The organism is Streptomyces sp. NBC_00440 (assembly GCF_036014215.1).
Classification (GTDB): Bacteria; Actinomycetota; Actinomycetes; order Streptomycetales; family Streptomycetaceae; genus Streptomyces.
In genome coordinates this window covers 578,848-593,284 of the sequence record NZ_CP107921.1, presented here as the reverse complement: position 1 = coordinate 593,284, position 14,437 = coordinate 578,848, and the positions used below count along the sequence as shown (strand labels likewise).

Annotated in this window: 13 protein-coding genes; 9 read left to right on the top strand and 4 right to left on the bottom strand. The window is 70.1% G+C overall.

Translation table 11 applies throughout. The features are described 5' to 3' along the window. Positions 1-3: 3 nt before the first annotated feature. The gene (locus OHB13_RS02650) at positions 4-654 is read right to left on the bottom strand and encodes a glycerophosphodiester phosphodiesterase (protein ID WP_266861270.1); all 651 of its coding nucleotides are present in this window, start codon (positions 652-654) and stop codon (positions 4-6) included. Between the two features lie 379 nt (positions 655-1,033). Between OHB13_RS02650 and OHB13_RS02645 the strand changes: the two genes are divergently transcribed. The 3 genes from OHB13_RS02645 to OHB13_RS02635 are packed head-to-tail and all read left to right on the top strand — an operon-like array spanning position 1,034 to position 4,265. Further along, positions 1,034-2,434: a DUF6421 family protein gene (locus tag OHB13_RS02645; protein WP_328375292.1), complete on the top strand. Its 1,401-nt coding sequence runs from the start codon at positions 1,034-1,036 to the stop codon at positions 2,432-2,434. Positions 2,435-2,460: 26 nt separating this feature from the next. Next, positions 2,461-3,207, top strand: coding sequence for an SDR family NAD(P)-dependent oxidoreductase (locus tag OHB13_RS02640; RefSeq protein WP_266861272.1), 747 nt, complete (start codon positions 2,461-2,463; stop codon positions 3,205-3,207). Next, complete coding sequence (locus tag OHB13_RS02635; RefSeq protein WP_328375290.1) at positions 3,186-4,265, top strand: threonine aldolase family protein; 1,080 nt, start codon at positions 3,186-3,188, stop codon at positions 4,263-4,265. The genes OHB13_RS02640 and OHB13_RS02635 overlap by 22 nt, the downstream gene beginning before the upstream one ends. A gap of 144 nt (positions 4,266-4,409) precedes the next feature. On the opposite strand, the gene OHB13_RS02630 is transcribed toward OHB13_RS02635, so the two are convergent. Then, on the bottom strand, positions 4,410-5,138 hold the full coding sequence (locus OHB13_RS02630) for a lysophospholipid acyltransferase family protein (RefSeq protein ID WP_266859719.1): 729 nt from the start codon (positions 5,136-5,138) through the stop codon (positions 4,410-4,412). A 310-nt stretch (positions 5,139-5,448) separates the two neighbouring features. Between OHB13_RS02630 and OHB13_RS02625 the strand changes: the two genes are divergently transcribed. The 5 genes from OHB13_RS02625 (at position 5,449) to OHB13_RS02605 (ending at position 10,093) form a co-directional block, all read left to right on the top strand. Continuing rightward, positions 5,449-5,826, top strand: coding sequence for a TlpA family protein disulfide reductase (locus OHB13_RS02625; RefSeq protein WP_266859721.1), 378 nt, complete (start codon positions 5,449-5,451; stop codon positions 5,824-5,826). A 211-nt stretch (positions 5,827-6,037) separates the two neighbouring features. Beyond that, on the top strand, positions 6,038-6,619 hold the full coding sequence (locus tag OHB13_RS02620) for a flavin reductase family protein (protein ID WP_328375287.1): 582 nt from the start codon (positions 6,038-6,040) through the stop codon (positions 6,617-6,619). A gap of 200 nt (positions 6,620-6,819) precedes the next feature. After that, on the top strand, positions 6,820-7,605 hold the full coding sequence (locus tag OHB13_RS02615; RefSeq protein WP_266859725.1) for an electron transfer flavoprotein subunit beta/FixA family protein: 786 nt from the start codon (positions 6,820-6,822) through the stop codon (positions 7,603-7,605). A 74-nt stretch (positions 7,606-7,679) separates the two neighbouring features. Beyond that, positions 7,680-8,642 carry an electron transfer flavoprotein subunit alpha/FixB family protein gene (locus OHB13_RS02610; RefSeq protein WP_328375285.1) on the top strand — a complete coding sequence of 321 codons (963 nt, stop codon included), beginning with the start codon at positions 7,680-7,682 and terminating at the stop codon, positions 8,640-8,642. Positions 8,643-8,794: 152 nt separating this feature from the next. After that, positions 8,795-10,093: a DUF6986 family protein gene (locus tag OHB13_RS02605; protein ID WP_328375283.1), complete on the top strand. Its 1,299-nt coding sequence runs from the start codon at positions 8,795-8,797 to the stop codon at positions 10,091-10,093. A 117-nt stretch (positions 10,094-10,210) separates the two neighbouring features. Here OHB13_RS02605 and OHB13_RS02600 read toward each other — a convergent pair whose 3' ends face one another. After that, the gene (locus OHB13_RS02600) at positions 10,211-11,200 is read right to left on the bottom strand and encodes a LacI family DNA-binding transcriptional regulator (protein WP_401610246.1); all 990 of its coding nucleotides are present in this window, start codon (positions 11,198-11,200) and stop codon (positions 10,211-10,213) included. Between the two features lie 188 nt (positions 11,201-11,388). Between OHB13_RS02600 and OHB13_RS02595 the strand changes: the two genes are divergently transcribed. Further along, positions 11,389-12,348, top strand: a complete 960-nt coding sequence (locus tag OHB13_RS02595; RefSeq protein ID WP_328375279.1) for an ROK family protein — start codon at positions 11,389-11,391, stop codon at positions 12,346-12,348. Here OHB13_RS02595 and OHB13_RS02590 read toward each other — a convergent pair. Next, positions 12,338-14,368: an NPCBM/NEW2 domain-containing protein gene (locus OHB13_RS02590; protein WP_328375277.1), complete on the bottom strand. Its 2,031-nt coding sequence runs from the start codon at positions 14,366-14,368 to the stop codon at positions 12,338-12,340. The two genes, OHB13_RS02595 and OHB13_RS02590, sit on opposite strands and share 11 nt — an antisense overlap. Positions 14,369-14,437 lie beyond the last annotated feature (69 nt).

The window sequence follows — 14,437 nt, the reverse complement described above, 5'->3', positions numbered from 1 at the left end:
TCCTCAGGCCGTGAATCGCCCGGTGCGCCGGATCTCCGGGTAGTCGGTGGTCGCACCGTCCAGATCCAGCGCCCGGACCAGCCTCAGATGGTCCTGGGTGTTCACCACCCAGCCGAGCACCTTCAGGCCTTCCGCGTGCGCCTTCTCGACCATCTCCAGGGTCAGCCTGCGGATGTTCAGCGCCACCGTCGCGGCGCCGACGGCCTTGGCGCGGTCCACGATGTCCGGGCCCCAGCGGCTCGCGATGAGCACCGTCCGCACGCCCGGAACGAGTGAGGCGATCTCGCGGACCGCCTCGTCGTGGAACGACGAGACCTCGACCCGCCCGGCCAGATCGCGCCGGAGCATCACCGCGGCGAGCGCCCGCGCCGCGGCGGCGTCCTTGATCTCTGCCTGGATCGGTGAGCGGACCGCGTCCAGCACCTCTTCGAAGACCGGGATCCGCTCGCCCTGGCCGGCGTCGAGCTCACGCAGCTCGGCGAGCGTCCGGTCGGCGATGGCTCCGTTGCCGTCGGTCGTGCGGTCCACGTCCGTGTCGTGCATGACGACGAGTGAACCGTCCTTGCTCAGATGCAGGTCGAGCTCGATGGCGTCCATACCCGCCTGTTCCGCACGGCGGAAGGACCGCAGGGTGTTCTCCGGCTCGACGCCCATGACCCCGCGATGTCCGATGATGAGGAGACTCAAGGTTCTCTCGCTTCCGTCGACGGCGGCTCTCGCGTGGCATTGCTACCCAGCTGGCAGAGCCGCAGCCTAACTCTCCGCCTCCGCCACTGTCCCCGGCTCCCGCGATGCGGCGGAGCGCCCGTTTTTCCGGCCGGCGGGCGGACCGGAAAACGGATCTTCCGAAGTGCGGTTTTTCCGGGCACCGCGGGGTGGAAGCGGTTCCATCCCGGGCATACGACAGGAAGATTCGCTGCGATCATGGGGGTTCCGCGGGATGATTTGTTGAGTGCGACCTTGAACCAGCGATCCGAACATGGATACGGTGTCCCAGCGGTTGGACGGCAAATTCTGCTGTGGAGGAAGTGACATGACGAAAATTCTTGTGCCGGACGCAGTCGGCGGCGGTATATCCGGCGACCGGCGGGTGGTTGAGCACCCGGCCTGGCCCGTGCTCAAGAACGCCGTCGAGGAGATCCGGCCGTGGCAGTCGAAGGACGGTTCCATCGACTTCGAGGCCGACGGCGCCCCTTCCCGTACCGCCGCCGATGAGGCGGTCGCGCGTGTGACGGGCGCGGTCGAGGAGCTCTCCCCGCTGCTGCCCCACGACGCCGCGTACCACCGGGCGCTCGTCGCCGACCTCCGCAAGTGGGCCGGCAGCGGATTCGCCGTCCCGGACTTCCTGGACTCGCTGCTCGCCTTCCACCCGGCCGACCTGCGCGCCGACGGACTCCAGCACCTGGTCGTCTTCGCGATGTACACGCAGAACGGCAACCCGGACCGCAACCTCGAAGCGGTCGTGCTCCGCATGGTCTGGCCGGAGTGGCTCTCCGAGCTGGAGTCCACGCGCTACGACAACCCGCTGTTCTGCGGCATCACCTTCGAGGACTTCACGTCCGGTTACGACACCAACTCCGCGGTGCTCTTCCCGGAGACCATCGCCGTGCGCGAGGCCCCCGAACGCTTCACCTGGGGCGGCATCTTCTGCGACCGCGAGGCGGCACGCTTCCGGACCGTGACGGAGGCCGCCGTGCAGGTCCTGCGGCTCGAACTGCCCGAAGACATCCATGAGATGGTCTCCGACCAGGAGCGCTGCCAGCAGGCGTTCGTGCTGTGGGACATGATCCACGACCGCACCCACAGCCACGGCGACCTGCCGTTCGACCCCTTCATGATCAAGCAGCGCCAGCCGTTCTGGATGTACGGCCTCGAAGAGCTGCGCTGCGACCTGACCGCCTTCCGGGAGGCCGTGCGCCTGGAGGCCGACGGCTACGGACAGGGCCGCGACGTCCAGTACGCCGTGCTCTTCGACCGGATGTTCCGCTTCCCGGTGACCGGTGAGCGCGTGCGCAACTACGACGGACTCGGCGGCCAGCTGCTCTTCGCCTATCTGCACAAGCACGACGTGGTGCGCTGGACCGACAGCACCCTGAAGATCGACTGGGAGCGGGCCCCGCAGGTCACCAAACAACTCTGCGCGGAGATCGAGGACCTGTACCGGGCCGGCATCGACCGCCCCAAGCTGGTCCACTGGTTCGCCGCCTACGACCTGGTCTCCCGCTATCTCGCCCCGCACCCGGGATCACGTTGGGCCAAGGGTCCGGACGCCCTGGATCTGAGCCAGCCGCCGCGTAAACTTGTGGATGACGTGCTTGCGGACGAGTTTCCGCTCAGCATGTTCTATGAGGCCCTCGCCAAGAAGCTGAAGCGCGTGGTCGCCTCGACCAAGGGCATCACCGCGGCGGGCACCCACGAGCGGGAAGCGGCGTGAGCGCCCGCAGGCAGGAGGCGGAGACGATGAGCAAGGGATCGCTGGACGGAGCCGTGGTCGCGGTGGCCGGGGCCGCGGGCCCGGCGGGCCGCGCGGCGCTGCTGAGGCTGGCCGAGGCCGGGGCGACCGTGGTCGGCGCGGACTCCGATGTCGCCCGGCTGGCCGAGGCGGTGGACGCGGCGCGCTATGCGCACGGCGGCGCCACCGTCACCGGTGAGACGGTCGATCTGCTGGACCTGGCGGCCACGCGGGCCTGGGCCGACCGTACGGAGGCCGAGTTCGGCCGTATCGACGGCTTGGTGCACCTGGTGGGCGGCTGGCGCGGCAGCGCCACCTTCACCGAGACCGACATCGCCGACTGGAATCTGCTGGAGAAGCTGCTCATCCGTACGGTGCAGCACACCTCGCTGGCGTTCCACGACGCGCTGCTGCGCAGCGACCGCGGCCGCTATGTGCTGATCAGCGCGGCCGGTGCGTCCAAGCCCACCGCGGGCAATGCCGCCTACGCGGCGTCGAAGGCCGCGGCCGAGGCCTGGACGCTGGCGCTCGGCGACGCCTTCCGCAAGGCGGGCGGTGAGGACGGTCCGCGTACGGCCGCGTCCGTCCTGGTGATCAAGGCTCTGGTGCACGACGCGATGCGTGCCGAGCGTCCGAATGCGAAGTTCTCGGGCTTCACCGACGTCGCGCAGCTGGCCGAGGCCATCGCCGGTGTCTGGGACCAGCCCGCCGGAGATGTGAACGGAAAGCGCCTGTGGCTGACACCCGCCCCGTGAGGACCGACGCCGTACGCCACCACGACCCGCAGGTCCGTGGCTTCGCCAGTGACAACTACGCGGGCGCGCACCCGGAGATCCTGGCCGCGCTCGCCGTGGCCAATGGCGGGCACCAGATCGCGTACGGCGAGGACGCGTACACCGACCACCTCCAGCGGCTGGTCCACAGCCACTTCGGCCAGAGCGCCGAGGTGTACCCGGTCTTCAACGGCACCGGGGCCAACGTCGTCGCGCTGCAGGCGCTCACCGACCGGTGGGGCGCCGTCGTCGCGGCCGAGACGGCCCACATCAACGTGGACGAGGGCGGCGCCCCCGAGCGGGTCGCCGGGCTGAAGCTCCTCACCGTCCCCACGCCCGACGGCAAGCTCACACCCGAGCTGATCGACCGCCAGGCGTTCGGCTGGGACGACGAGCACCGGGCGATGCCGCAGGTCGTCTCGATCACCCAGAACACCGAACTCGGCACGGTCTACACACCCGAAGAGATCCGGGCCATCTGCGAGCACGCCCACGGCTACGGGATGAAGGTGCATCTCGACGGGGCCCGGATAGCCAACGCCGCGGCATCACTCGACGTGCCGATGCGCGCCTTCACCAACGCGGTGGGCGTGGACATCCTCTCCTTCGGCGGCACGAAGAACGGCGCGCTCTTCGGAGAGGCCGTCGTGGTGCTCAACCCGGACGCCGTCCGGCACATGAAGCACGTGCGGAAGATGTCGATGCAGCTGGCGTCCAAGATGCGCTTCGTGTCGGTGCAGCTGGAGGCGCTGCTCACCGGCGACCTGTGGCTGCGCAACGCCCGCCACGCCAACACGATGGCCCAGCGGCTCGCCGCGGGGGTGCGCGAGACGGACGGGGTCGAGATCCTGCACGCCGTCCAGGCCAACGCGGTGTTCGCGCGGCTCCCGCACGACGTCAGCGAGCGGCTGCAGAAGCGCTACCGCTTCTACTTCTGGGACGAGCCGGCCGGAGATGTCCGCTGGATGTGCTCCTTCGACACCACCGAGGAAGACGTGGACGGCTTCCTGCTGGCGCTGAAGGAAGAACTGGCCCGCTGACCCGGAGGTCTGTGGGCACAGGTGAATACATGAAGGTGCGACCGACCGGAAAGTGATTGCTTCCGGCCGGTCGCACCCATGTGCTCACGGTCCACCGCACCGGCCCCGCCGGCCCGCGGGCCGGGCCGGGACCGGGACCCGGTGTCAGCCGGCGCCGGCTTCGCGTACCTGCGCGGGGGTCGGTGCCGTGCCGCCGAGGTGGGCCGGGATCCACCAGGTGTCCGCCGCGTTCTTCGGGCGTACCGGATAGGCGCGCTGCGCCGCTTCCAGCAGCTCCTGCATACGCTCGCGGACCCTGCGGGTGATCGCGCCCGCGTACTCGTCGGTGGGCGCCTCCATGGGCTCACCGACCCGGACCGTCACCGGGATGTGGCTGCGCTTGAGGTTGCGCGGCCTGCCCTTGGTCCACAGCCGCTGGGTGCCCCACAGCGCCATCGGGATCAGCGGAACGCCCGCGTCCTGGGCCAGCCGTGCGGCGCCGGACTTGAAGCTCTTGAGGGTGAAGGACTCCGAGATGGTGGCCTCGGGGAAGACGCCGATGATCTCGCCGGAACGCAGGGCCGTGAGGGCGTGCCGGTAGGCGGCCTCGCCCTGTTTGCGGTCCACCGGGATGTGCTTCATGCCGCGCATCAGCGGCCCGGAGATCTTGTGGCGGAAGACCGACTCCTTGGCCATGAAGCGCACCAGGCGCTTCTGCGGGAGCGCGGCCAGACCGTTGAAGATGAAGTCCAGATAGCCGATGTGGTTGCTGACGATCACGGCCCCGCCCGTGCGCGGGATGTTCTCCGAACCCTGTGTATCGATCTTGAGGTCGAGCGCCTTGAAGAGCCCCCGAGCAGCGCCGATGACCGGTCGATAGACGAGTTCTGCCATCTGGAGAAGACCCTTCTGTGCCCGGGGACGTGCCCCCCGGCGGAAGTTACGCTGCCGTAGGTTTGCGGCATGGGGCAGATCGTGCCCCATGGCGACCAGAGTAGCCACCCCTGGTGACGTGGGGCCGCGAGATCCTCGTCACGTCGCGCGTAATCGGCTCGCACCGCCCCCGAGCAGCGCATACTCCGCTCGGCAGGGCGGTGCGGCCCCGCGCGCGGCCGGCGGGAATCATCCTGGCCGTGGGAGCGCTGCATCCGAACGGAGGCCGGAGCTGCGGCGGCCGGCGGTTTGCGCGGCCGGGCGGGCGGCTGTGGACCGTACGGCTTCCGGCCGGTACGGCGGCGGAGGAACGGAGAGCGACGTGCGCGGGCAGGACGGCGAAAGGCGGCTCGGGGCCGCGGAGTTGGGCGAGGAGCTGGGGGAGCGGGCGACGCTCGTCCAGTTCTCCACTGCCTTCTGCCGGCCCTGCCGGGCCACCTGGCGGACGCTGCGGGAGGTGGCCGACATGGTCGACGGTGTCACTCATGTCGAGCTCGATGCGGAGGCCCGGCTCGGACTCGTACGGGAGCTGGACATCCTCAGGACCCCCACGGTGCTGGTGCTCGACGCGCAGGGCCGGATCGTCCGCCGGGCGTCCGGCCAGCCGCGCAAGGCGGATGTCATCGCCGCCCTGGGACAGGCGGTCTGACTCACCGTGAGCGATCTCCCACATTCCGGAACACTCTTGACGGGGTGTCCCCTGAATCGTCAATCTGACGCTATGTCGCAGCTCACTTCTCCTGACGGCCGGTGCCTCCCCAGTCAGGTCCCTGTGGACCTCGCACGGAACGCCGGCGCGGGCTGTCCGGGTGTCTGAACATCCCCGGCCCCGTTCGCTCACACCGGAGAAGGACACCCGCATGACGACGACGCCCACACCGACCCCCACGCCGACATCGATACCGGCATCGACGACGTCCGCGGCGCGGACCGCCCCGGCGGCTGCCACGGATTCCGTCGCCGACCCGCTCGCCGCCCCCGCACTGCTCCGCTCGGTCTTCCGCCGTCACGCGTCCGGTGTCGCGGTGGTCACCGCGGCCGGTGAGCGGCCGGTGGGTTTCACCGCCACCTCCCTGAACTCCGTCGCCGCCGAGCCGCCGCTCATCTCCTTCGGCGTCGGCACGGGCTCGTCGAGCTGGCCGGTGGTGGCCCGAGCCGAACACATCGGGGTCCACATACTCGGCGAGCACCAGCAGGAACTGGCCGCCACCTTCGCGCGCAGCGGCGCCGACCGGTTCGCCGCGCCCACCGACTGGCGCAGTGGCCCCGAGGGTGTGCCGCTGCTGGACGGCGTACTGGCCTGGCTGGTCTGCCGGGTGGTGGCGCGGGTTCCCGCCGGGGACCACCGCATCGTGATCGCCGAGGTCGTCACCGGCGATCCGGCCGGGGCCGGGCGCCCGCTCCTCTACCACCAGGGCCGCTTCAACGCTCTGCGGGACTGAGACTCTCCCGGAATCCCCGGCTACGGAGCGTTGCTCACGTCACAGTTCAAAGCGCTTGCTCACTGGGTACATTCTGGATGTACTGGCGAGTAATATTTCGGTGGGGGCGTCGGAACCCCCAGGCGGAAATCGCCCCATCAGGCGCCTATGCTGCGAGCAACAAGGCAGCCCGGAAAAGACGATGCAGTAGGAGAGCCGGCGTGAGCTTGAGGATCGTTGTCTGTGTGAAGTACGTGCCCGATGCCACTGGTGACCGGCATTTCGCCGATGACCTGACGCTGGACCGTGAGGATGTCGACGGGCTGCTGTCGGAGCTCGACGAGTACGCGGTGGAGCAGGCGCTCCAGATCGCGGGCGAGGCCGACGACGCGGAGATCACTGTTCTGACGGTGGGTCCTGAGGATGCGAAGGACGCGTTGCGCAAGGCGTTGTCGATGGGTGCGGACAAGGCTGTTCATGTCGAGGACGACGATCTGCACGGTACGGATGTGATGGGTACGTCGCTGGTGCTGGCGAAGGCGATCGAGAAGACCGGGTATGACCTGGTGGTCTGTGGGATGGCGTCGACGGACGGCACGATGGGTGTGCTTCCGGCGCTGCTCGCCGAGCGGCTCGGGGTTCCGCAGGTGACGCTGCTGTCGGAGGTGTCGGTCGATGGCACTACGGTCAGGGGTCGTCGTGACGGTGACACGGCCAGTGAGCAGCTGGAGGCGTCGCTGCCGGCTGTGGTGTCGGTGACGGACCAGTCGGGTGAGGCCCGCTATCCGTCGTTCAAGGGGATCATGGCGGCGAAGAAGAAGCCGGTTCAGTCGCTGGATCTGGAGGATCTGGACCTGGAGGCCGGTGTGGTGGGTCTGGAGGGTGCGTGGACCCGGGTCGATTCGGCGGCGCAGCGTCCGGCGCGTACCGCGGGCACGATCGTCAAGGACGAGGGCGAGGGCGGCAAGCAGCTGGCTGAGTACCTCGCGGGCCAGAAGTTCATCTGAGGCCCTCCCGCCCCCGTCAACCGCCCTCTGACTCATCCGCCCCTGATTCTTCGTATGCGCAGGAGAGCAATTCCATGGCTGAAGTTCTCGTCTATGTCGATCACCTCGACGGTGTTGTCCGCAAGCCCACTCTGGAGCTTCTGACGCTGGCGCGCCGGATCGGTGATCCGGTCGCTGTCGCGCTGGGCGCCGGTGCCCCCGACACGGCTACCGTGCTGGCTGAGCATGGTGCGGTGAAGGTCCTGACCGCTGAGGCTCCCGAGTTCGCCGACTATCTGGTCGTGCCGAAGGTGGACGCCCTGCAGGCCGCGTGTGAGGCGGTGTCGCCGGTCGCGGTGCTGGTTCCGTCGTCGGCCGAGGGCAAGGAGATCGCTGCGCGTCTCGCGGTGCGTATCGGCTCCGGGATCATCACTGATGCCACCGATCTGGAGGCCGGTGACGGTGGCCCGGTCGCCACGCAGTCGGCGTTCGCCGCGTCGTTCACGACCAAGTCCCGTGTCTCCAAGGGCACTCCGGTGATCACGGTCAAGCCGAACTCGGCGCCGGTCGAGGCGGCCCCGGCCGCGGGCTCGGTGGAGGCGCTGAGCGTGTCCTTCGGTGAGAAGGCCACCGGTACGAAGGTCGTCTCGCGTACTGCGCGGGAGTCGACCGGGCGTCCGGAGCTGACCGAGGCCGCGATCGTGGTCTCGGGCGGGCGTGGGGTCAACGGTGCGGAGAACTTCCACATCATCGAGGCGCTCGCCGACTCGCTCGGTGCCGCTGTCGGTGCTTCGCGCGCGGCGGTGGACGCGGGCTGGTACCCGCACTCCAACCAGGTCGGCCAGACCGGCAAGTCGGTATCCCCGCAGCTCTACATCGCCAACGGTATCTCCGGCGCGATCCAGCACCGGGCCGGTATGCAGACCTCGAAGACCATCGTCGCCGTCAACAAGGACGCCGAAGCCCCGATCTTCGACCTCGTCGACTACGGCATCGTCGGCGACCTCTTCCAGGTCGTCCCGCAACTCACCGAAGAGATCACCACCCGCAAGGGCTGACCAGCCTCTTCTCGGCGGCCGGGGGCCGCGCGGCGACTTTCGCCGCGCGGCCCCCGGCTGTTTCGGCCAACCATTGACGCAGGTCATGACCGCCCGTTAACTTCGCTATGCGGATTGTTGATTCCGTGAAGCGGAAAATAGGAGGGTGCAGGATGGGTCAGCAGGAGAAGGTGGCAACGAGCCTCGCCGGTGCGGTCAGCGAGGACATCAGCGCTTCCCTGGTCGCGGTCGACGAGGAGCTGGCGAGCCGCTACCCGGGGGACCCGGGCACCCGCCAGCCCGTCCACACCGTGTACGTCCCCGGCGACGCATTCGACGCGGGCACCATCCGCTCCTGGGGCGACCAGGCGCTGGCCGCCCTCGACACACATGCTCCCGACGCCCCCTCCTTCGCCGGGGTTCTCGGCATCAACGAGGACCTCGCCACGGCCGTCCACGACAGGGTGCGGGCGAAGCTGGAGCGCGAGCCCGTCGAGGATCTGCGCATCGACTTCGAGGACGGCTACGGCCCCCGCCCCGACACCGAGGAGGACGAGACCGCGGCCCGCGCCGCCCGGCTGGTCTCCGAGGCGTTCGCCAACGGCACGGCCGCTCCGTACATGGGCATCCGGATGAAGTGCATGGAGGCGGCGGTCCGCGACCGCGGCATCCGCACCACCGACATCTTCCTCACCGGTCTGATGCAGGCGGGCGGGCTGCCCGACGGGCTCGTCCTCACCCTTCCCAAGGTGACCTACCCCGAGCAGGTCACCGCCTTCGTGCGGCTCCTCGAAGCCTTCGAGAAGACGCACAGCCTGCCGGCCGGGCGGATCGGCTTCGAGATCCAGATCGAGACCAGCCAGTCCATCCTCGCCACGGACGGCACCGCGGCCGTCGCCAGGATGATCGGCGCCGCCGAGGGCCGGGCCACCGGACTGCACTACGGCACCTTCGACTACAGCGCGTGCCTCGGCGTCAGCGCCGCCCACCAGGCCAGCGACCACCCGGCGGCCGACCACGCCAAGGCCGTCATGCAGGTCGCGGCGGCGGGTACCGGCGTACGGGTGTCGGACGGCTCGACCAACGTCCTGCCGATCGGCACGACCGAGCACGTGCACGAGGCCTGGCGGCTCCACTACGGCCTGACGCGCCGCGCGCTGGCCCGCGCCTACTACCAGGGCTGGGACATGCACCCGGCGCACCTGCCGACCCGCTACGCCGCCGTCTTCGCCTTCTACCGGGAGGGCCTGGAACCGGCCGCAGCCCGCCTTGCCGCGTACGTGGCGAAGGCCGGCGGCGACGTCATGGACGAGCCGGCGACCGCCAAGGCCCTCAGCGGATATCTGCTGCGGGGCCTCGACTGCGGCGCACTCGACGACGCCGAGGTCACTCAGCTCACCGGCCTGACCCGCGCCGACATGGAGGGCTTCTCGGGACCGCGCCGTGCGGACCTGACCATCACCGCCCCCTGACCGCATCCCGGCCCGCACACCGGCCGGACACCGGTCCCGCCGCCGTGCCGCCCGGACAGCGCTGCCCCCGCCAGAACAACCGGCGGGGGCAGCGCTGTGTCATGCCGCTGTGTCACGTCACCGTGATCGCTGCGCCGGCGGGATCTCGCCCGAGCCGCGCGCGATGAGCCGGGTCGGCAGCACCTTCTGCGTGGGTGCGTCGTCCGCGCCGTCCAGCCTGCGGAAGAGGGTCTCCGCCGCCGTACGCCCCAGCGCCGCCGAGTCCTGTGCGATCACCGTGATCCCCAACAGGTCGGCCAGCTCGATGTCGTCGAACCCGACGAGAGCCACCTGCTGTTCCCGCTCGGCCAGGACGCGCACGGCGGTCACCGTCACCCGGTTGTTTCCCGCGAAGATCGCGGTGACCGGAGTGGGCCCGTCCAGCAGCGTCTCCACCGCGGCACGCACCCGTTCGGCCTCCGTGACGCCGAGCGAGACCCAGGCGTCGTCCACATCGAGACCGCCGTCCGCCATGGCCGCGTGGTAGCCGCGCAGGCGCTCGGTGGCCGTGTGGATGCGCGGCTGGTCACCGACGAAGCCGATCCTGCGGTGGCCCCCCGCGATCAGATGGGCGACGCCGTCGCGGGCGCCGCCGAAGTTGTCCGAGAACACCATGTCCGCGTCGATCTTCCCGGCGGGACGGTCCACGAAGACGGTGGCGACCCCGGCGGCGATCTCCGGCTCCAGATAGCGGTGGTCGTCCCCGGCCGGGATCACGATCAGCCCGTCCACCCGGCGGGCGCAGAGCGCGAGGACCAGCTCCTGCTCCCGCTCGGGATCCTCGGCGCTGGAACCGTTGATGAGCAGTGCGCCGTGGGCGCGGGCCACCTCCTCCACCGCACGGTTCAGCGGGCCGTAGAAGGGGTCGGCGAGGTCCTCAAGGACCAGCCCGATGCTCGCGGTGCGGCCCTTGCGCAGCACGCGCGCGCTGTCGTTGCGGCGGAAGCCGAGGGCCTCGATGGCCTCCTGCACCCGGCGCTCGGTGTCGGGCGTGACGCCCGCCTCGCCGTTCACCACCCGCGACACTGTCTTGAGGCCGACTCCGGCGCGCGCGGCGACATCCTTCATCGTCGGCCGGTTGCCGTAGCGGGGCTCGGAGCGGCTGGCGGTCTGGGCCACGGTGCGCTGTCCTGTCGTCGGCTGGTGTGCTGTGGGAGATGCGTGTCGAGCATAGGGCCTGGACAACGTTGTCAGGTGAATGGAGACTGACCACTTACACTCCTCATCACCCCTTGTCACCTGGAGATCCGACAGCAATGCACAACCACCTCGTAGCCGCGCTGGACATCGGCGGCACAAAGATCGCCGGCGCGCTGGTGGACGGCGGGGGGCGGATTCTCGTACGCGCGCAGGCACCGACGCCCGCCAAGGAGGACGGCGACACGGTGATGGGCGCCGTCGAGCAGGTGCTCGACGGGCTCGCGGCGGACCCCCGGTGGGAGCGCGTGACGGCTGTCGGGATCGGCAGTGCCGGGCCCGTCGACGCGTCGGCCGGCACCGTCAGCCCGGTCAACGTGCCTGGCTGGCGTGACTACCCGCTCGTGGACCGGGTGCGCGGCGCGGTGGGCGGTCTTCCCGTCACGCTCGTCGGGGACGGTGTCGCGATGACCGCGGCCGAACACTGGCAGGGCGCGGCCCGCGGGTACGACAACGCGCTCTGCATGGTCGTCTCCACGGGCGTGGGCGGCGGCCTGGTGCTGGGCGGCACGCTGCGCCCCGGCCCCAGCGGCAACGCCGGACACATCGGCCACATCAGTGTCGATCTGGACGGGGACGCCTGTCCGTGCGGTTCGCGCGGCTGCGTCGAGCGCATCGCCAGCGGCCCGAACATCGCCCGCCGGGCACTGGCGGGCGGCTGGCGCCCCGGCCCGGACGGCGACGCCTCCGCCGCCGCGGTCGCCGCTTCGGCGCGGGCCGGCGACCGCACCGCCGTCGCGTCCTTCGAGCGCGCGGCGCAGGCGCTCGCCGCCGGGATCGCCGCCACCGCCACCCTGGTCGAGATCGACATCGCGGTGATCGGCGGGGGAGTGGCGGGCGCGGGCGATGTGCTCTTCGTGCCGCTGCGCCGCGCGCTGCGGGACTACGCCACGCTCTCCTTCGTACAGCAGCTGAAGGTGGCGCCCGCGCTCATGGGCAATGACGCGGGTCTGGTCGGGGCGGCGGCCGCCGCCTCGCTCGGCGAACCGGACGGGGCGGCAGCGGGCGTCAGCAGCTGAGCCGTACTCCGGCCCAGTCGGCGTGGTCCGAGTCGTTCCCGTCCCCGCCGTCGGTGACCACCAGACGTACCGTCCGCGCGCCGCTCACATCGGCCGAGAGCGGCTGCGCCGGCTTGTCGTTGGTGAGGACGCCGGTCGACGCGGCCTTTTTGCCGTCGGCCCAGATCTCGAAGGTGACCGTTCCCTTGCCGGCCGTCTCGTCGTCGACCCCCACCTGGGCGCTCACCGTGGAGCAGGCGCCGCCCGTGTAGTACTCGACGGCGCTCGGCGCGTGCACCCCGAGCCCCTTGGCGTACACGGTCCCGCCGATCGTCATCGGCTTTCCGTCGCCCGCCCGGTCCTCGCCGTTGCTGGTGTCCTTCTCCACCGGGCCCCAGCCGTTGGTGGACGATATCTCCGGCAGATCACTGAGATACGGGCTCCCCGCCGGCGGTGCCACGACGACGTGGACCGGGACAGGCTGCCCCGACGTGACGTGTTCGCCGGCCGGCGAGCGGTACGCCGAAGCCAGCTGGAGATCGTAGGCGCCCGCAGGCGTCCCCGGGGGAGCGGTGAGCTGCCAGGAGGTGCGCAGCGACTTCCCGCCCGGCACAGCGGGCGTTGAAGCCCCGGAGACGGCCTTCACGGTCCAGCCGGCCGGCCCGGTGAGCGAGGCGCTCACCCGGAGCGCCGGGAGCCGGCCCAGGTCGGTGACCGTGGTGGTCACCCCCATGGCCTTGCCCGCTTCGGCCAGCAGCGGGCCGCTGATGCCGGTGTCGACGGCCGGCGGGTACATGGCCCACTTGCGGTCGGCGGCGACGCGCAGCAGCACCGTGCCGTGCGCGGGCACGGTGGCCGAGAGGGTTCCGGCGGTGCTGTAGGTCCGGTGCTGCCACAGGTCCCGCTCGGTGTACGCGGCGGCCTTCGGCAGACCGGCCGCGGCCGCGGTGGTGGAGATGCGCTGCGGGCTGTCCGACTCGTTGAAGAGCGCCACGGCCCGGCTGCCGTCCTTCATCTCCTTGGCGACCACCCAGCGCCCGTCGTCGGACGAGAGGACGGTGCCCTGCTTGCCGAGCGGGTCCTGGTCGACGGCGATGACCTCCTTGTTGGTCACGATGTTGTAGGTCTCGTCCGACGCCTTGCGCAGGTCCGTGCCGATCAGCAGCGGCGCCGCCATGACCGACCACATCGAGAAGTGCGTGCGGTACTCGGTGTCGGTCATCCCGCCGTTGCCGACCTCCAGCATGTCCGGGTCGTTCCAGTGCCCGGGACCCGCGGCCGCGGCGAGCGGCAGGTTCTGCTTGATGATCGACAGCATCGAGGCCCAGTTGTCGCTGATGTCACCGGTCGTACGCCAGAGGTTCCCGATGTCTCCGGCCCACTCCCAGGGCTTGTTGGAGCCCCATTCGCAGATGCTGTAGACGATCGGGCGGCCGGTGGCGGCGAGGGCGTCCCGCATGGCCGTGTAGCGCTTCACGGCGTCCACGCCCTGGTTGTTGCAGTTGTCGTACTTGAGGTAGTCGACGCCCCAGTCGGCGAACTGCTGGGCGTCGCTGACCTCGTGGCCCAGCGCTCCGGGCAGCCCGGTGCTGTCGCACGTCCTGGTGCCGGCGCTCGTGTAGATACCGAGCTTGAGCCCCTTGGAGTGGACGTAGTCGGCAACTGCCTTGATGCCGTGGGGGAAGCGCACCGGATCCGGCACCAGCTTCCCATCGGCGTTCCGCTGGGGGAGCGCCCAGCAGTCGTCGAGGTTCACATACTGGTATCCGGCGGCCTTGAGGCCCTTGGCCACGAAGATGTCGGCGATGCCCTCGACCATCGCCTCGTTGAAGTCCGCGCGGCAGTGCGTGGAGTTCCAGTTGTTGAAACCCATCGGAGGTGTGAGCGCCAGGCCGTTGTCGGCCTTCGGCGTCACGGTGTCCGGCGCGCTGCCGGCTGCGGCGGGTGAGGCGAGTCCGCCGGCGCAGAGCAGTGCGGTGACCAGTGTTCCGAGGATTCTTCGGCGTATGGGACGGGAGTGACTGGGGGGAAGGTGACGCATCGTTACGTTCCTCCGTACGTGGCCCATGATCGGATGTCTTCATGTACGCGTCATGACGAGCGTTTACGG